The organism is Luteibacter sp. P4_E6 (assembly GCF_056401535.1).
The window spans coordinates 1-17,264 of the sequence record NZ_JBFUJE010000003.1 but is presented as its reverse complement, the minus strand read 5'-3'; the positions used below and the strand labels follow the sequence as shown (position 1 = coordinate 17,264).

At 65.4% G+C, this 17,264-nt stretch carries 21 protein-coding genes; 12 read left to right on the top strand and 9 right to left on the bottom strand.

Going from position 1 to position 17,264, the window contains the following annotated elements:
- Position 1 precedes the first annotated feature (1 nt).
- Positions 2-409 (bottom strand): hypothetical protein, encoded by a 408-nt coding sequence (locus AC1DT2_RS00505; protein ID WP_477293407.1) that lies wholly within the window; start codon positions 407-409, stop codon positions 2-4.
- Positions 410-516: 107 nt separating this feature from the next.
- The gene (cysK, locus tag AC1DT2_RS00500; RefSeq protein ID WP_477293405.1) at positions 517-1,473 is read right to left on the bottom strand and encodes a cysteine synthase A; all 957 of its coding nucleotides are present in this window, start codon (positions 1,471-1,473) and stop codon (positions 517-519) included.
- 92 nt (positions 1,474-1,565) lie between these two features.
- Between cysK and AC1DT2_RS00495 the strand changes: the two genes are divergently transcribed.
- A complete protein-coding gene (locus AC1DT2_RS00495) occupies positions 1,566-1,910 on the top strand; it encodes an EF-hand domain-containing protein (protein ID WP_477293403.1) in 345 nt (114 codons plus the stop codon).
- Between the two features lie 21 nt (positions 1,911-1,931).
- On the opposite strand, the gene AC1DT2_RS00490 is transcribed toward AC1DT2_RS00495, so the two are convergent.
- The gene (locus AC1DT2_RS00490; protein WP_063574062.1) at positions 1,932-2,819 is read right to left on the bottom strand and encodes an alpha/beta fold hydrolase; all 888 of its coding nucleotides are present in this window, start codon (positions 2,817-2,819) and stop codon (positions 1,932-1,934) included.
- An 83-nt stretch (positions 2,820-2,902) separates the two neighbouring features.
- Here AC1DT2_RS00490 and AC1DT2_RS00485 point away from each other — a divergent pair, with 83 nt between their 5' ends.
- The 3 genes from AC1DT2_RS00485 (at position 2,903) to AC1DT2_RS00475 (ending at position 6,201) form a co-directional block, all read left to right on the top strand.
- The gene (locus AC1DT2_RS00485; protein ID WP_477293401.1) at positions 2,903-3,448 is read left to right on the top strand and encodes a TetR/AcrR family transcriptional regulator; all 546 of its coding nucleotides are present in this window, start codon (positions 2,903-2,905) and stop codon (positions 3,446-3,448) included.
- 93 nt (positions 3,449-3,541) lie between these two features.
- On the top strand, positions 3,542-4,777 hold the full coding sequence (locus tag AC1DT2_RS00480) for a cation:proton antiporter (RefSeq protein ID WP_477293399.1): 1,236 nt from the start codon (positions 3,542-3,544) through the stop codon (positions 4,775-4,777).
- A 59-nt stretch (positions 4,778-4,836) separates the two neighbouring features.
- Entirely contained in the window at positions 4,837-6,201 is a 1,365-nt protein-coding gene (locus AC1DT2_RS00475; protein ID WP_213949346.1) for a GGDEF domain-containing protein, read from the top strand.
- Between the two features lie 6 nt (positions 6,202-6,207).
- On the opposite strand, the gene AC1DT2_RS00470 is transcribed toward AC1DT2_RS00475, so the two are convergent.
- Both AC1DT2_RS00470 and AC1DT2_RS00465 read right to left on the bottom strand, forming a co-directional pair.
- Entirely contained in the window at positions 6,208-6,906 is a 699-nt protein-coding gene (locus AC1DT2_RS00470; protein ID WP_477293396.1) for a VIT1/CCC1 transporter family protein, read from the bottom strand.
- Positions 6,893-7,504 carry an FUSC family protein gene (locus AC1DT2_RS00465; protein WP_477293394.1) on the bottom strand — a complete coding sequence of 204 codons (612 nt, stop codon included), beginning with the start codon at positions 7,502-7,504 and terminating at the stop codon, positions 6,893-6,895. The genes AC1DT2_RS00470 and AC1DT2_RS00465 overlap by 14 nt, the downstream gene beginning before the upstream one ends.
- A gap of 100 nt (positions 7,505-7,604) precedes the next feature.
- Here AC1DT2_RS00465 and AC1DT2_RS00460 point away from each other — a divergent pair, with 100 nt between their 5' ends.
- Positions 7,605-8,111 (top strand): DUF1993 domain-containing protein, encoded by a 507-nt coding sequence (locus AC1DT2_RS00460; RefSeq protein WP_477293392.1) that lies wholly within the window; start codon positions 7,605-7,607, stop codon positions 8,109-8,111.
- Positions 8,112-8,219: 108 nt separating this feature from the next.
- Here AC1DT2_RS00460 and AC1DT2_RS00455 read toward each other — a convergent pair whose 3' ends face one another.
- Both AC1DT2_RS00455 and AC1DT2_RS00450 read right to left on the bottom strand, forming a co-directional pair.
- On the bottom strand, positions 8,220-8,981 hold the full coding sequence (locus AC1DT2_RS00455; RefSeq protein WP_063572864.1) for an ABC transporter permease: 762 nt from the start codon (positions 8,979-8,981) through the stop codon (positions 8,220-8,222).
- On the bottom strand, positions 8,978-9,934 hold the full coding sequence (locus AC1DT2_RS00450; RefSeq protein ID WP_063572863.1) for an ABC transporter ATP-binding protein: 957 nt from the start codon (positions 9,932-9,934) through the stop codon (positions 8,978-8,980). The genes AC1DT2_RS00455 and AC1DT2_RS00450 overlap by 4 nt, the downstream gene beginning before the upstream one ends.
- 128 nt (positions 9,935-10,062) lie before the next feature.
- Here AC1DT2_RS00450 and AC1DT2_RS00445 point away from each other — a divergent pair, with 128 nt between their 5' ends.
- The 5 genes from AC1DT2_RS00445 (at position 10,063) to AC1DT2_RS00425 (ending at position 14,219) form a co-directional block, all read left to right on the top strand.
- Entirely contained in the window at positions 10,063-10,557 is a 495-nt protein-coding gene (locus tag AC1DT2_RS00445) for a DUF1993 domain-containing protein (protein WP_477293390.1), read from the top strand.
- On the top strand, positions 10,554-11,138 hold the full coding sequence (locus AC1DT2_RS00440) for a DNA-3-methyladenine glycosylase I (protein WP_477293388.1): 585 nt from the start codon (positions 10,554-10,556) through the stop codon (positions 11,136-11,138). Before AC1DT2_RS00445 ends, AC1DT2_RS00440 begins: the two co-directional genes overlap by 4 nt.
- Before the next feature lie 103 nt (positions 11,139-11,241).
- On the top strand, positions 11,242-11,523 hold the full coding sequence (locus tag AC1DT2_RS00435; RefSeq protein WP_477293386.1) for a DUF2188 domain-containing protein: 282 nt from the start codon (positions 11,242-11,244) through the stop codon (positions 11,521-11,523).
- Positions 11,524-11,565: 42 nt separating this feature from the next.
- Positions 11,566-13,662, top strand: coding sequence for an ATP-dependent DNA helicase DinG (gene dinG, locus AC1DT2_RS00430; protein WP_477293384.1), 2,097 nt, complete (start codon positions 11,566-11,568; stop codon positions 13,660-13,662).
- Positions 13,659-14,219 carry a HutD/Ves family protein gene (locus AC1DT2_RS00425; RefSeq protein ID WP_477293382.1) on the top strand — a complete coding sequence of 187 codons (561 nt, stop codon included), beginning with the start codon at positions 13,659-13,661 and terminating at the stop codon, positions 14,217-14,219. Before dinG ends, AC1DT2_RS00425 begins: the two co-directional genes overlap by 4 nt.
- On the opposite strand, the gene AC1DT2_RS00420 is transcribed toward AC1DT2_RS00425, so the two are convergent.
- Entirely contained in the window at positions 14,200-14,526 is a 327-nt protein-coding gene (locus tag AC1DT2_RS00420) for a hypothetical protein (RefSeq protein WP_477293380.1), read from the bottom strand. The genes AC1DT2_RS00425 and AC1DT2_RS00420 overlap by 20 nt on opposite strands.
- Before the next feature lie 215 nt (positions 14,527-14,741).
- Between AC1DT2_RS00420 and AC1DT2_RS00415 the strand changes: the two genes are divergently transcribed.
- Both AC1DT2_RS00415 and AC1DT2_RS00410 read left to right on the top strand, forming a co-directional pair.
- Positions 14,742-15,278, top strand: a complete 537-nt coding sequence (locus tag AC1DT2_RS00415) for a lipocalin family protein (RefSeq protein WP_477293378.1) — start codon at positions 14,742-14,744, stop codon at positions 15,276-15,278.
- 47 nt (positions 15,279-15,325) lie between these two features.
- Entirely contained in the window at positions 15,326-15,715 is a 390-nt protein-coding gene (locus AC1DT2_RS00410; RefSeq protein ID WP_063574118.1) for a YchJ family protein, read from the top strand.
- Positions 15,716-16,305: 590 nt separating this feature from the next.
- On the opposite strand, the gene AC1DT2_RS00405 is transcribed toward AC1DT2_RS00410, so the two are convergent.
- Positions 16,306-17,100 carry an SDR family NAD(P)-dependent oxidoreductase gene (locus tag AC1DT2_RS00405; protein WP_107915744.1) on the bottom strand — a complete coding sequence of 265 codons (795 nt, stop codon included), beginning with the start codon at positions 17,098-17,100 and terminating at the stop codon, positions 16,306-16,308.
- Positions 17,101-17,264 lie beyond the last annotated feature (164 nt).

The window sequence follows — 17,264 nt, the reverse complement described above, 5'->3', positions numbered from 1 at the left end:
CTCAGTACAGTCCCGTTTCGCCCGGCACGGGGTTGTCCTCGCCCGTGCCATCGAGTGCATCGCCGCTCGCGTTGGTGGGGCGGTAACGCGTGGGGTCGTGCTCGTCGTACTCGTCCTGCGTAAGTGCCTTCCGGCGGGCGAGCAACCATGCCGTGGCGAGCGCACTCACGCCAAGACCGACACCGATGGCGATGCCCAGTCTCATACGGTTCCTTCCGGCCCGGCCACTAATGGCCCGCGCTTTGGTCGTCGTCAACGCTTGGCTGGCCAGCGTGCCGGCACGTCCGGCGTAGTCACGCGCGTAACCCCGCGCCAGATCGTAAGCATCGCGGGGTGTGTAGTCTTGCGAGAGTTGCCGGGCTTGCGCGAGGAGCGCCTCGCTGATGGTCTTGCGGCGCAAAAAGGTCATGGGGGTCTCCTCTTCAATTCAGGCGACTACCGTGACGACCACGATGTGATGGCAATGCAGCGATCCCGTTCGGAGCGATTAACGGGACCGCCGCCGAGGCCGGGCGATCACCCGAGGCTTTCGAGCCATTCGGTGTCGGACCCTTCTTCCACGCCCTCGAACAGGAAGGTCGACAGGTAGCGCTCACCCGTGTCGGGAAGCATGGCGAGGATGACGCTGTCCTTTGCGGCGCTTTCGGCGAAGGCCAGGGCCGCAGCCACTGTCGCGCCCGCCGAGACGCCAACGAACAGGCCTTCCTCTTTCGCCAGCCGGCGCGCGGTGTCGCGGGCCACGACCTCGTCTACCGGGATATTGGTGTCGAAGACCTTCCGGTTGAGGACCTCGGGCACGAAGTCCGGCGTCCAGCCCTGGATCTTGTGTGGCGACCAGGGTTTGTCGGCAAGCAGCGGCGCGGCCGTTGGTTCGGAGACGACGATTTTCGTGTCGGGACGGGCCAGCTTGAGCATCTCGCCGACGCCGGTGAGCGTGCCGCCGGTGCCCCAGCCCGTGACGAAGGCATCGAGGCGACGGCCGGCGAAGTCCTGCAGGATCTCGGCCGCGGTGGTGCTGCGGTGGTATGCCGGATTGGCCGGGTTGGCGAACTGCCTCGGCAGGAACCAGCCGTGCTTCGCGGCAAGTTCCTCGGCCCGGCGGACCATCCCGCTACCCCGTTCTGCAGCGGGGGTCAGGATCACCCGGGCGCCATAGGCGCGCATCAGCTTGCGACGCTCGACGGAGAAGCTGTCCGCCATGGTTGCGACGAACTTGTAGCCCTTCGCCGCACAGACCATGGCCAGGGCGACGCCGGTGTTTCCCGAGGTAGCCTCGACGACCGTGTCGCCGGGTTTCAGCAGGCCTTTCTGTTCGGCATCGAGGATGACCGCGATGGCCAGGCGATCTTTGACCGAGCCACCCGGATTGAACGACTCGACCTTGGCGTAGAGCGTGACGTGCGAAGGCGCCAGGCGATGAAGGCGGACGATCGGCGTGCGGCCGATCGTGTCGAGAATGCTGTCGTAGATCATCGGCGTTCCCTTGGCTGGAGGGTAAGAAGCCAAAGGTACTCCCACGACGCATGGGGCGACAAACGCGGGGCGATCGCGCAGACTCCCGCCCCATGAATCGACGTCCATACGCCTTCGTGGCTTTCACGCTCTTCGCCAGCGCGGTATCCGCCCAGGACTATCCGCGCACTCCCGCTGAATACCTCCAGCGGATGGATGCGAACGGTGACGGCCGGGTCGACGAGGCGGAGTACGTTCGCTACATGAGCCAGGGCTTCCTGCGCATGGATGTGAACGGAGACGGCGTGATCGACGCGAACGACGGGCCCATGCGGCCCGGCGCCCGGCCGATCCATCTCGACGCGTTCCAGCGCAACCTGATCCACCAGTTCCACAAACTGGACCGGAACAAGGACGGCTATCTCAATGCGAAGGAACTCTCGCAGCCGCCGATGTGAAGGCGACGGCGGCGACCTACCTCAGGCTTTCAGCTTGCGACCGAGGAAGTCACGGATGTAACCGGCGATCTCGTTCGCATGGGTCTCCAGTGCGAAGTGCCCCGTGTCGAGGAAGTGCACCTCGGCCTCCGGCAGGTCACGCTTATAGGCCTCGGCGCCGGGCGGAATGAAAAACGGATCGTGCTTGCCCCACACGGCCAGTAGCGGCGGCTGGTGCGCGCGAAAATACGCCTGGAAATCCGGGTAGAGCGCGACGTTGCTGCGGTAGTCGAGGATCAGGTCGAGCTGGATCTCGTCGGCGCCGGGGCGGCCCATATAGGCGATATCCAGCGTGTAGCCATCCGGCGACAACCGGCTCAGATCGGTGCCCGTGCCGTACTGGATGTCGCGAATGGTTTCCGGCGCAAGCGCGTCGCGGGTGGCCTCCCGGTTTGCCGGCGTGGGCTCGCGCCAGTAACGCTGCCACGACTCCCAGCCCGCGCTGAAGCCGTCGAGGTACGCATTGCCGTTCTGCGTGATGATCGCGGTGACCCGCTCCGGGTGGGCGAGTGCCAGGCGCAGGCCGGTTGGCGCGCCGTAGTCGAAGATATAGAGCGCGTAGCTGGTCAGGCCGATCGCATCGACGAAGCCACCGACGACCTGCGCCAGGTTGTCGAACGTGTAGTCGAAGTCGCCCCGCTTCGGGGCCTTCGTCTGGCCGTAGCCCGGAAGGTCAGGGGCGATCACGCGGTAGCGGTCGGCCAGCAGCGGAATCAGGTCGCGGAACATGTGGCCGGAGGTCGGAAACCCGTGCAGGAGCAGGATCACCGGAGCGTCGGCCGGGCCGGCCTCCCGGTAGAAGACATCGACGTTGCCGACGGCCTGGCTGCGGTAGCGGACGGTCGGAAGGACGGGAGCGGGAGCATTCATGGCGGGTCTCCGGGGGGAATGAACTTCGAGGGCCGATCTGTTAAAATAGATCCGACCGGTCGGTAGCTTATGCGGAGGATTCGATGAAAGCAAGCCTGGGTTCGATCGTGCGTGAGGCACGGGAGCTGTTTCGACATCACGGCTACGACGGCGCTTCCATGCAGGACCTCGCCACGAAGGTCGGCCTGAAGAAGGCCAGCCTGTACACGCGCTTCCCGACCAAGGAAGCCCTGGTACCCGAAGTACTCACCCTGACCAATGACGAACTGTTCGTTGACCTGCCGGAAGCCGATCCTCTCGCCGCCTATGGCGTGGTGCTGGAACGGATCGCCCGTGGCTTGTCGGCGGAGACCCGCTGCGTCGGCTTGCATCTGGCCTATGGCGCATCGGGACCCGATACCCCGGACGCGGCGAACGCGGTGCGTGGGTTCTTCACCGGACAGCGCGACAGGCTGGCGGCATTGCTGGCACCGTCGGTGGGTGAGGCGCGTGCGCGCGAGCTGGCGGGGGATGCGATCGCGCGGCTGGAGGGGGCGACCGTGTGGACGGTGGTGGAGGGGGACGTCGAGCCGATGGCGCGGGCGTTGCGATTATCGTTGAGCGAGGCGGCGAGCAGCCATCGCCGATAAATCGGCGCCTGCCCGGCCGGCCACCGGTGAGCCGGGGTGGTGTTCGTAAGAGTGTGCGGTCCTGTACGCTCTGCCGGGGCTTGGGGAGAGCGAATGAGCACGACGGAACTGTTCTTGATCGCGATGACGATCATCCTTGGCGTGCCTTATCTGATCTGGCGCGTGTTTCGAACCGACTACTGGGCACCGCTGGTGGTGGTGCAGATCCTCACCGGCATTCTGCTCGGGCCCGGGGTGCTCGGAAAAATCTTTCCCGGCTACTACGCGACCGTGTTCGCGCCGCCGGTGATCGCGGCGCTCAACGGCATCGCCTGGTGGGCGGTGATGATCTTCGTCTGGATCGCCGGAATCGAGCTGGACCTGCGCGAGGTATGGAAGCAACGCCGAGAATGCGGCACGACGGCCGCGTTCGCCCTGGGTGCGCCACTGCTCACCGGCTGCCTTGCCGCCATCGGCATGCTGGCGTGGCGGGCAGGCTGGATGGGCGAGTCGGCGAGCACGTGGCAATTTGTCCTCGGCATCGGCATGGCCTGCGCGGTGACTGCCTTGCCCATTCTCATCCTGCTGATGGAGAAGATGGACATCCTGCGCGAGCCGCTTGGCCAGCGCGTACTGCGCTATGCGAGCCTCGACGACCTCGCTATCTGGGCCGTTCTCGCGATCATCCTGCTGGACTGGCAGCGCGTCGGTCACCAGCTCGCCTTCCTGGCCATCTTCGCCGTGGCGGCGTGGCTCTTCCGTCGCCTCATGGAACGCGTGACGGAGATGGACCGCTACTTCATCGGCCTCGTCTGGCTCGCTGCCTGTGGCTATGGCGCCGACTGGTGCGGCCTGCATTTCATGGTCGGTGCGTTCCTCGCCGGAGCCGTCATGGAGCGCGAGTGGTTCAGTCTCGAACGCCTCGACGGGCTTCGGCACAACGTATTACTCGTCGTCATGCCCGTCTATTTTCTTTCCACCGGCCTGCGCACGAACTGGCAGATCGGCGGCACCGCGGTTTTCGTCGCCGCGGCGTTGTTGCTGGTGGCTTCCGTGGTGGGCAAACTCGCGGGGGTGGGTGTGGCAGGAAAACTGCTCGGCTGGAAGCGCGGCGACGCATGGACCGTCGGGTGGCTGCTGCAGACGAAGGCATTGATCATGATTATCTTCGTCAACGTGCTGCTCGACCGCCACATCATCACCAGCGAAACCTTCACCGCCCTGCTGCTCATGGCGGTGGCGAGCACCATGCTGACCGTGCCCATCGTGGCTCCCCGGCTCAAGCGCGAGGATTTTCGGTCCGCAGCGGTTGAGCGAAACACCGGGCCGAACGCCGAATTGCCGAGCTAACCCCCGTGATTTCTCGTAGTATGGCGCACGTATTCGGCAGTTAACGCGACCGTTGGGGCGTGCGTTTGGACAACCAGGTCTGGGAAAGCAAGTATCACGAGGCCGTCGATCGGTTGAGCCGTGAAGAAGCACAGTGGCGGACCGCCGAGTCCCTGCTGCGCCAGCTCGTCGGTTGTCTCGGTCGCGCGGCGCACGGCGCCCATGACCAGGTCGATCCCCACATCGAACGTCTGTCCGGTGCCCTGCAGGGCCCGATGGACGCGATGACCCTCGAACCCCTTGTCAACGGCCTGACCGAGGCGATGAACAACCTGGGTGCCCGCCCGCGCGGCACGCTCGCTGAACGTTCGATCGCGATCACCCGCCCGACGCGCACGGAGCATGGTTCGTCGGTGCAGTCCGCGCTGAGTCGCCTGGTCGATCGCATCATCGTGCTGCCACGCCTGGCTGACCGTGCCAACGAACTGCGCCACGACGTGGCTGATGCGGGCGACCTGGTCGCCCTCGCCACCTGTGGCGATCGCCTTGCCGATCTCATCAACGAACAGCGCCTCGGCCTCCAGCGCGAGATCGATGCCCTGCAAGGCGTGCTTCGCCACGTCACCAGCCGGCTCGACGAACTCAGCCAGTACATGTCGCGTGAACTGGCTGACCAGTCCACCGGCGAAGCCAATGGCCAGGCGCTGGATGCGTCGGTCGCCCACGAGATGCGCCTGCTCAGCGAGGCCGCACTCGAATACGACGACGTGCACGACCTGCGCGAGCGGGTGAACAGCTGTCTGGAAACCATTGCGCAGTGCTTCAGCGAGTTCCGCGACCGCGAAGGGTCGCGTCTCACCGCGTACCGCGACCGCGCCGAACGCATGCGCCAGCGTATCGAGCAACTGGAAACCGAACGCAACACCTTGCAGCGGTCGCTGGAACGCGAGCACGAACTGGCGCAGACCGACACCATGATCGGCATGCCCAACCGCCTCGCTTACGAGAAGCGCATCGAGGCCGCTTTCGAAAGCTGGCAGACCACGACGCGTCCGCTAAGCATCGCGGCCATCGACATCGATCACTTCAAGAGCATCAACGATACCTACGGCCACACCGCCGGCGATGCCGTGCTGCGGATCATCGGCCAGGCGCTGCTCAAGCACGTGCGTCCCTGCGACTTCGTCGCGCGTTACGGTGGCGAGGAGTTCATCGTGCTGTTCGATGGTGCGGACGAGGCCGAATCCATGCAGGTGTGCGAACGCCTGCGCGGCAAGATCCAGCACCTCGCTTTCCACGCCAGCCGCCAGCCGGTGCGCGTGACGGCCTCCATCGGCCTGGCCCAGTTCCAGCCGGGCGACACGCCGCAGACCGTGTTCGATCGCGCCGACCTCGCTTTGTATACGGCGAAGAACGGTGGCCGTAACCGCTGCGTCTCGGGTTAAACCCGCTCAGACCGCCGCGTCGAAGAGTCGGCCGACCGCCGCCGACGAAGCCATCGCCAACGCACCCCAGAAGACGATACGCGCGACGCTGCGCGACAGGTTCGCGCCGCCGAGCCGCGCGGAGATGGCACCGAGAATCGCGAGTGCGAGAAGTGATACGCCGACCGTGATCAGTGCCACTCGCTCCCGCGGTGACGACACCGCCGCAAGGATCGGCAGGACGGCACCCGCCGCAAAACTCACCGCCGAGGCTGCTGCCGCCTGAAGTGGCTTCGCCGCCGTCGTTATGGAAAGCCCGAGCTCGTCGCGCGCATGGGCTTCCAGGGCGTTGTGTCGCATCAGCTGCTCGGCCACTTCATGGGCCAGCGTTCGGTCTAGGCCACGCCGCACGTAAATCTCGGTGAGCTCCTTGTGTTCGCCGGTGGGATCCTCGAGCAGTTCGCGCGACTCCAGGTCCAGTTCCGCCTGCTCGCTGTCTGCCTGCGAACGCACGGAGACGTATTCACCCGCCGCCATCGACATCGCGCCGGCAACGAGTCCGGCAACGCCAGCGAGCAACACGCTGGCCGACGTCGCCTGTGCCGACGCCACGCCGACGAGCAGGCTCGCCGTCGACAGGATGCCGTCGTTCGCGCCCAGTACCGCCGCGCGTAGCCAGCCAATGCGATCCAGCCGGTGGTGTTCGCGATGTTTAGGCCTGAGCATCGGGCGCTTTCTCCTGGTCACGCATGACACGCGTTTCAATGAATGAGGCAAGCCAGCCGACGGCGATCGCGCATAGCGTTCCGAGCACCACTTCGCCGACACGATAGAACGCGATTTCCCACGACGGTCCCTGGCTGGGCACGAGCAGGACGATGGTCGCGGTGATGCCGCCCAGGCGTGCCGCAGGACCCGCGCCGGCGGTCCAACAGGCCAGCGTCACCAGGCCCACGGCCAGTGCATAGGAGAGTATCTCGCCGGGGCCGCCGATCCACAGGCCGAGCAGGCCCGCGGCCGCACCGATGGCGGTGCCGAGGCAGCGGTCACGCGCGGCGCCACGGGTGTCGCCGAAGTTGGGTTGGGTCACTGCAATCGCGGTGATCGCCGCCCAGAAGGCCTGCTCCGTGTGCAATGCGTGGCCGATGGCGTACGCCAGCAGAGATGCCGCCAGCACCTTCACCGCCATCATCAGGCCCTGGCTCACGCGACGGTGCAGGGGCATGTCGCGGGCGAGGCGGTCCAGCGCGGCCTGGGCCCGACCCAGCCGGATCAGCCTGAGCAGGGACCTGCGGGGGCCTTCATTCGGTTCGGGAGGACTCATGGCGACATCGTACCCGTAGACCCCGTCGACGCGCCGCCAACGAACCCGCAAACTACGCCGCCGCGGCCAACCGGCCGCTACCCACGACAAGAGTCCCTCCATGTCCATTTCCATGTACCAGACCTGCGTGCCCGTCCTCGTGCGCGCACTGAACAACCTCTCCGCCATTCTCGGCAAGGGTGCTGCCCACGCCGCCGAGCGCAACATCGCACCGGACGTGCTGCTGCACACGCGCATCACCCCTGACATGTTCCCGCTGATCCGCCAGGTGCAGATCGCCACGGACATGGCCAAGGGTGCAGGCGCCCGCCTCGCCGGCGTCGAGCCGCCGAAGATGGAAGACAACGAGACCACCTTCGAGGAACTGCAGACGCGCATCGCCACGGTGATCGCGCAGCTTCAGGCGTACACCCCGGCGCAGATCGATGGCAGCGAAGATCGCGTGGTGGTTCTGAAGTCGCGTAGCGGCGAACAGACGTTCCGCGGCCAGGATTACCTGCTGGGCTTCGTCCTGCCGAACGTGTACTTCCACAGCACCACGGCATACGCCATCCTGCGCGGCGTCGGCGTCGTGCTGGGCAAGAGCGACTTCATCGGCAAGCCGTAAAGCGTCCGCTCCTGCTCCTTGTAGGAGCCGATTCATCGGCGATTGGGTGCTAGCGGCACCCTTCCCCGCAACTGCGGGATCGCCGATGAATCGGCTCCTGCATTTTGTTTATGCCTTCAGCTTCCAGCCGGTGCGGAAGATCCACCAGACCACGCCGAGGCAGACCAGCAGGAAGCCTACCGTCGCACCGGCGCTCACCAGCACGTTCACGTCGGCCTGTCCGTAGAAGCTCCATCGGAAGCCGTTGACCAGGTACACCACCGGGTTGAACAGCGTGATCTTCTGCCACACGGGCGGCAGCATGTTGATCGAATAGAAGCTGCCACCGAGGAAGGTGAGCGGCGTGATCACCATCAACGGCACCACCTGCAGTTTCTGGAAGTCGTCCGCCCAGAGGCCGATGATGAAACCGAACAGGCTGAAGGTCACCGCGGTAAGGATCAGGAAGGCGAGCATCCAGAACGGGTGTTGGATTTCGTAGGCGACGAAGAAACGCGCCGTCAGCAGGATAAGCAGGCCGAGGATCACCGACTTGGTCGCCGCCGCACCCACGTAACCGATCACCACTTCCACATACGACACGGGCGCCGACAACAGCTCGTAGATCGTACCGGCCCACTTCGGCATGTAGATGCCGAACGATGCATTGGAAATGCTCTCGTTGAGCAACGACAGCATGATCAGGCCGGGAATGATGAAGGCGCCATAGCTCACCCCGCCGATCGCGCCCATGCGCGATCCGATCGCCGCGCCGAAGACCACGAAGTACAGCGACGTCGACAGCACGGGCGACGCGATGCTTTGCATCAGCGTGCGGAAGGTGCGAGCCATTTCGAAGCGATAGATGGCACGGATCGCATGGATGTTCATACGCCGCCCCTCACCAGGCTAACGAAAATATCCTCAAGCGAACTCTCGCTCGAGTGCAGGTCCTTGAAGTCGATGCCGAGCTCGCCCAGCTTGCGCAACAGCATGGCGATACCGGTGTCGTTGCCCTGCGTATCGAAGGTATAGGTGAGGCACTGGCCGTCGCCTGACAGTTCCAGCGGCCATTCGCGCAGGCCTTCCGGTACGGATTCGAGCGGGCTCTGCAAGGACAGCGTGAGCTGCTTCTTGCCCAGCTTCTGCATCAGCGTGTGCTTCTCTTCCACCAGCACGATCTCGCCGCGATTGATGACGCCGATGCGGTCGGCCATCTGCTCGGCTTCTTCGATGTAGTGCGTCGTGAGGATGATGGTGACGCCCGACTCGCGCAGGCGACGAACCATCTCCCACATGTCGTGACGCAGTTCCACATCGACACCCGCCGTCGGTTCGTCGAGGAACAGGACACGCGGTTCGTGCGCGAGCGCCTTGGCGATCAGGACGCGTCGTTTCATGCCGCCGGAGAGCGCCATGATTTTCGAATCCTTCTTTTCCCACAGCGACAGGTCGCGCAGGATGCGTTCCAGATGCACCGGGTTCGGCGCCTTGCCGAACAGGCCGCGACTGAACTTCACCGTGGCCCAGACCGTCTCGAAGGCGTCGGTGGACAACTCCTGCGGCACCAGGCCGATCAGGCCACGCGCCGCGCGGTAGTCGCGCACGATGTCGTGGCCATCGACATGCACACTGCCTTCGCTGCCATTGGCGATGCCGCAGATAATGCTGATGAGCGTGGTTTTACCGGCMCCGTTAGGGCCGAGCAGGGCGAAGATCTCGCCACGGCGGATCTCGAGGTCCACCTTGTTGAGCGCCCGAAGGCCGCTCTTGTAGTACTTGGATAACCCGCGCACCGAGACAATGGCATCGGGTGAGGAAGTCGTGGCTTGGACTGGCGACATGGGGACCCGCGGATCGATGGGTAAGGCGGCCGATGGTAGACCGATTGGGCGAAGACTGCCTGCCTTGTCGGATGCCCTTGCCACCCCCAGATCGAAGCGGATTGCCCAACCCAGAGGCCCTGCCCGCCATGACCATTTCCGCTTACGACGCGTCAGTACCTGTCTTCATCCGTGGTTTCCGCGTGCTGGCCGAGCTGCTGGACAAGGCCGAGGCCCATCCTGATGGTGCCCGGTTCATCGACGCCCGTCTTGCCCCGGACATGCTGACCCTTGCCGGCCAGGTGCAGCGCGCCAGCGACACGGCCAAGTTCGCCATCGCCCGTATCGGCGAGGTGCAGCCGCCTTCCTTCGACGACAACGAGACCACCTTCGCCGATCTGCGCAAACGTATCGACAGCACGGTGGCCTGGATCGAATCGGTGGACCGTGCCGTCATCGAGGCCGGCGAAACACGCCCCCTGACGCGCAAGTTCAAGGGCACCGAACACAGCTTTACCGCCGCGTCGTACCTGCTGACCTTCGCCATCCCCAATTTCTTTTTCCACGTGACGACCGCGTACGACATCCTCCGCCATAACGGCGTGGCTATCGGCAAACTGGATTACCTCGGTTTCAACGCGTGACCGATGGCAAGGCCCGCTGTGCCTGGGGCGAGTCCGACGAGCTCATGCGCGCCTACCACGACACCGAGTGGGGCGTGCCTGAGCGCGACGGACGCAAGCTATGGGAGAAGCTGATCCTCGACGGCTTCCAGGCCGGCCTGTCGTGGCGCACCATCCTCGCTCGCCGGGACGGGTTCCGACGGGCCTTCGAGGGCTTCGATCCGGAGCGCGTGGCCGCCTATGGGGCCGACGATGTCGCCCGCTTGCTCGGCGACGCCGGGATCATCCGCTCACGCAGCAAGATCGGCGCTGCGATCAACAACGCGAAGGCCTACCTCGCCATGCGCGATGCGGGCGAGGATTTTTCCCGGTTCTGCTGGGATGCCGTGGGTGGCGCGCCGATCGCCTGGGAAGGCCCGGTGCCGCCGAACAGCCCTCTCTCGGCGGACATCTCGAAGGCCCTGCGCCAGCGCGGTTTCACCTTCGTCGGGCCGACCATCGTGTTCGCCTGGCTGGAGGCCACCGGCCTGATCAACTCGCATGCCCCGTATTGTTTCCGGCGCAAGGAAGTCGCCCGCAAGACCTTGCGCGACAAGGGTTAACGGGTTTTTTCGGCGGGGCGGCGTAGCGTGGACTCAGCGCCCCCGGGGCGCGTTTCGTCAGGTCTACCCATCTCAGGTCTACCCACCGATAGCGAGGGTTCCCATGGCTTCGAGCTCCGCCCAACTGTTTATTCCGTACAGCGAATCGACACAGGGACCGTGGATCGTACGCCGTGCCTCCATGCCCCTCGGCCGTTACGCCTCGCAGCCCATGGCGATCGCCGCCGCAGAGGCGCTGGCCCCCGGACTGTCCGACAGCCTGGGTCGGCCGGTCGAAATCCATGTCCAGCAGGCCGATGGCACATGGGAAGAACATACCTACGTGGTCGCCGGCCTTGTCGCTGGTACCCCGGCGCCCCCTGTCGGCATCAACCGACACGCCTGAGCGTCGTGAGGTGAGACGGGTATGAGGTAACCTTGGTCGGTTATGCTCACCGACGACACCAAAGCCGCGATCCGCGCGGCGTATACGCGGCTGAAGGACGGCCTTGCGGGGTTCCGCGGGCGTGCCTCGCAGCTGAAGATGATCGCCGAGGTGGCCAAGGCACTGGCGGAGCCCGGCGGCGCGGCCGTGATCGAGGCGCCGACCGGTACCGGTAAGTCCATGGCCTACCTCATCGCCGGCCTGGAAGTCGCTCGCGCCCAGAAGAAGAAGCTGGTGATCGCCACCGCCACGGTGGCCTTGCAGGAACAGCTGGTCCAGCGCGACATTCCCCAGTACCTGACCCTTTGCGGTGTCGAGGCGAAGATCGCCCTGGCCAAGGGCCGCGCCCGTTACCTGTGCCCGCGCAATCTGCGCATGGCCGGTGCGGAGCCGACGGCCCAGGGGGGCTTCGAGTTCGACGCCGACGTCGCGCTTTGGGCACGTCCGCCGGCCGAGCGCGATACCAAGGCCGTGGCGAAACTCAGCCAGGCCTTCGAATCGCGCGAGTGGAATGGCGATATCGACACCAGCCCCGAGCCGCTGTCGGACCTGGTGCGCGGCATGGTGACCACGAGCGCGGGCGGCTGCACGGGTCGCAAGTGCGGTGCTTTCGCTGTCTGCCCGTTCTTCGTCGCACGGCGGCTCATCGGTGAGGCCGATATCGTGGTCGCCAACCAGGACCTCGTGCTTGCCGACCTGACGATGCCGCGCGACGAAGACACCTTCGGCGGCGTGATCCTGCCCAAGCCGGAAGAGACCCTCTACATTTTCGACGAGGCACACCACGTGCCCGCCAAGGCGATCGACCGGGGCGCCGCCGATGTGCACCTGGCCACGGCCGTGCGTCGCATCGGCCGCCTGCAGAACCAGATCCACGCCGCGTATTCGCTGACCGACAAGGAAAGCATCGGCAACCTCTCGCTCGAAGCGGGCGACGAGAAGCTGGTGACGATGTCCGGCGCGCTCGAGGAAATCGAGCGCGAGATCCGCATGTCGTGGACGCCATCGTCCAGCGAAACCGAACMCGTGTTCCGTGCCTCGCTCGGCCAACTTCCGGAGAACTGGAAGATGCACGCCGAGCATCTGCACCTGGTGACCAAGGACATCCAGCGCTGGCTGCGCACAGTCCGCCGTACCGTGGTGGAAATGGAGGCCGGTGGTCCGACCCAGGAAGCGCTGTCGCGCGAACTCGGCGTGGCGCTGGAGCGCCTCGATCGCCAGGTACGCACCTGGTATGCGTGGTCCACCGACGATCGCGAGAACGCGCCCCCGCTTGCTCGCTGGGTCACGATGACGCCCGAGCAGCAGCTCGTCTGCCATGCTTCCGCGGTGTCGGCCGGTGGCCTGCTGCGCACCGTGCTCTGGGACAACGCCTCGGCCGTGGTGATGACCTCGGCCACGCTGAGCGCGGGTGGCAACTTCCGCGGCTTCGCCGATTCGGTCGGCCTGCCCAACGACGCCCTCACGCTCAGCCTGCCCTCGCCCTTCGACCTGGAAAGGCAGGCCACGCTCACCGTGCCCGCACTCACCGCCATGCCGGACGATCGCGAAGGCCATGCGCGCGAAGTGTCAGGCTGGCTGGCGAAGAACCTCGACTGGGACGCTGGCAACCTCGTGCTGTTCACCTCTCGTGCCAAGCTCGATCGCGTGCTGCAGATCCTGCCGATCGAGTTCGTGCGCAAGGTACGCGCGCAGGGCTCGCTGTCGAAGGCGCAACTCATCGCCGAGCACCGTGAAGACATCGAAGCCGGCAAGGGCAGCACCCTGTTCGGCCTCGCCTCGTTCGGCGAAGGTCTCGACCTGCCGGGCAAGCTCTGCGAGACCGTGGTCGTGACGCAGTTGCCCTTCGCCGTACCCACCGACCCGGTGGGCGCGACGTATGCGGAGTGGCTGGAGTCGCGCGGGCGCAATCCCTTCATCGAAGTGAGCGTGCCGGATGCCACGCGCATCCTCACCCAGTATTGCGGCCGCCTGATCCGTACCGAGACCGATACCGGGCGTATCGTGCTGCTGGATCGCCGCGTCATTACCAAACGCTACGGCACGGGCATGCTTCGCGCCCTGCCGCCGTTCGCCCGCAACATCGAGCGCGTCGCATGACCATCATTCCCTTTGCCGCGCTGAAGGCCGTGCCGTGGAAGAACGGCCTGGGTATCACGCGTGAGATCGCGGTTGAACCAGGCGGCGCGACGATGGATGACTTCGTCTGGCGCGTGAGCATTGCGGACGTCGACACGGCATCGCCGTTCTCGCGTTTTCCGGGTATCGATCGGACCATCGTGCTGCTCGAGGGCGATGGCTTCACGATGAGGTTGGATGACGATCGCGAGCATGCGCTGACGACGCCTTGCCTGCCGTTTGCCTTCGCGGGTGAGGCCGCTGTCGAAGTCGTGCTGGCCGGCGGCGCGACGCGGGATTTCAATCTGATGGTGCGTCGTGGTGCGATGCGGGGCGTCATCGAGGTGATGCGCGGGCCCAAGACGTTGATGCTCGATAACGACGCCGCCCTGGTCTATCTGACTCGCGGCGAAGCGCATATCGATGGCAACGCGACGCGGCCCGTGCATGCCGGCGACAGCGTGCGTGGCGTCGGCGAGATCACGCTAGCAGCAGACGCCACGGCCCTGCTCGTCCGGGTCAGGGCTGCGGCGGACTGAGCGGATCGTCGTCGGTCGGGTTGCTATCGATCGTTGGCCGCTTCCACAACTCTACCGAGGCCAGCTGGAAGCGGGCCGGCGGCACCCCCTCCTCCCACTTCTCGATGCCCGGGAAGTACTCGCGCATCACCGCGACCAAGGCCGCGAAGCCGCTATCCAGCTCGGATACCGCCAGCACGGGCTCACCGTCGATATGGAAGAACACAAACACCGTGTCGGCCGTCGTATTGTCCCGGTTGCCAGCCTCGATGCGCCGGATCCGCTCCATCGCCACCTCGCGCGTACGGAACGGGCCCAAGTGAACCACGACAACGCCTGACTCCTGGTCGAAATGGACCTTCGGCCGCCAGGTGAGGTTCTCACGCAGGCGGGTCCATAGGGGTCGGGGCGTTGATTTGGGGCCCATCGCGGCGGTGTCTCTGGTCGGCTCCACCTCGTTATCGGCCGGGAACTCGTAGGATTTAGTTGTAGTTCACCGCCGCAGGGCATCGTAGGGAATCCGCTCCACAGGAATGCACCGCCATGCGCGATCTTTTCGTCGCCCTTTCTCTGGCCATGGTCACGTCCACCGCCGTCGCCACCGTTCCCCTTGCGCCCGTGCCCGACCTCGATCTGGCCCGCTACGCCGGCACCTGGCACGAGATCGCCCGCCTGCCCATGTGGTTCCAGCGCAAATGCGAGCGCGACGTCACCGCCCACTACGAGCCGAATCCGGACGGCACGGTCGCCGTACACAACGCCTGCGTCACGGCCGAGGGGAAGACCATCGCCAGCGATGGCGTGGCTCGCCGCCCGGACAATTTCGCCCGAGGCAAGCTGCAGGTGCGCTTCGCCCCGGCCTGGCTGTCGTGGGTGCCGATGGTCTGGGCCGATTATTGGGTGCTCGCCCTGGATGACGACTACCGATGGGCCCTCGTGGGCCAGCCGGGGCGGAAGTATCTTTGGATCCTGTCGCGCGAACCCACGATGGATCGGGCGACCTTCGAGTCATTGAAGAAACAGGCCACAGCGATGGGCTACGACCTCACGCCACTCATCGTGTCCGGCAAGATCGACTAAGGCCGCTGCCTGCTAGGATGCCGGTCCCCGAATCAGTGGCCCTGCCGATGCCCCTCTCCACACCCTGTCCCTGTGGGTCCGGCGCCAGCCTCGCGGCCTGTTGCGGCCGCTGGCATGCCGGTGAAGCGGCACCGACGGCCGAAGCGCTGATGCGGTCGCGTTATAGCGCCTACGTGCTCGGCCTCGAGGACTACCTGCTGGCGACGTGGCACGAAAGCACACGACCTGTCGAACTCGGTCTGGCGACGCAATCGCCCAAACCGACGTGGCTGGGTCTCAGCGTGAAGCGCCACGAAAACCCGACGCCGGACACGGCGATCGTGGCGTTCGTGGCGCGGCTACGTATGGGCGGTGGCAGTGCGGAGCGCATGCGCGAGACCAGCCGTTTCGTGCGCGAAGGCGGGCGCTGGTTCTACGTCGACGGCACCCTCGACTGATCTTTCTTAAGCCGATCATTCCGCGACGGATGCAAAGACCGGTGCGCGGCAAGATGTTCCTCATTGAGCTCCGCGCCTGACGTAGTCCAGTGCGACGGGGAAGCTGCTGAAACATGCGCGGTGAACTGCCAAAGGCCCCATCGTCCGCCTCGACGACGACGGATACGTCGCGGAAAATGCCGAACAGGAAGTAAGCCACCATGGCTCGAKGGATCGACCGCGACCTCACCAGCGTATTCATCAACTGCCCATTCACCGCGGACTTCCGGCCGCTGCATGAGGCGATGATCTTCACCGTGCTGGCCTGCTACTTTCGCCCGCGGTCCGCGCTTGAAGCCAACCACAGTGGCGATGCGTCTGGACAAGTACGTGGCTGCACGAGAGCCGTTCTACGGTACGGTTGGCTGACGCTTCTTCCGGCGTTTCGCGTACCACCGCCCGAAGGACGGCATGAGGCAGGCGATGACGAACGCCGCGATAGCACTGAACATTCCTTGATCCTGTGCGCCGATCCCAGGTCGGCTATCGCGGCAATCTAGGTGTCACGTCCATTATTGTCAATCGCCGTCCCTGGCGATCGGTGCGCGCGTTCAGATAATCGAGCGGGTCACGCCGCCGTCGACGCGGATCGCCGCGCCTGTCGTGCCTGACGCCTGCTCCGAGGCCAGGTACACCGACACGTTGGCCACTTCCTCAACGCTCAGAAGGCGCTTGATCAGCGACGTGGGGCGGTGGGTCTGGATGAAGTCACGCTCGACCTCTTCCAGCGACTTGCCCTGGTCCTTGGCAATCTTGCCGAAGAATTCGCTGACGCCCTCGGACAGGGTCGGACCGGGAAGGATCGCGTTAACCGTCACGCCGGTGCCCGACATCACCTCGGCCAGGCCGCGCGAGACACCCAGTTGCGCCGTCTTGGTCACGCCGTAGTGGACCATTTCGGCCGGCACCTGCACGGCGGACTCGCTGGAGATGAACTGCACGCGGCCCCAGCCGCGCTCGGCCATGCCCTTGGCGTAGTGACGCGAGAGGCGCACGCCCGAGTTCACGTTCACTTCGAAAAAGCGCGTCCACTCCGCGTCGTCGATGTCGAAGAAGCCCTTGGGTTCGAAGATGCCGAGGTTGTTGACCAGGATATCGGTCTCCGGCACGGCTTTGATCAGCGTGGCGGCGCCCTCGGCCGTGCCCAGATCGGCAGCGACACCCTTGAGCTTCGCGTTGGGTACGTCCTTGCGGATGGTGGCGAGGGCTTCGTCCACGCGGGCCTGGGTACGACCGGTGACGACCACTTCGGCGCCGGCGGCCGCGAGACCCGTGGCAATGGCCAGACCGATACCGGCGGTGGAACCGCTGACGATGGCGCTGCGCTTGCTGAGATCGATGTTCATGGGAAAGCTCCGAAAGAGGGGGAATGGATGTCTGACCCACTCATCGTCGGGGCTGGCAGGGTGTGGATCAATCGCCCTTCAGGCAAAAGACTCTCGCTTCTACGCCAACAACCGCGTCGGTCAGGCGCGGGCGACGTCGTAGCGGGTCTCGCCCTGCGGTACGC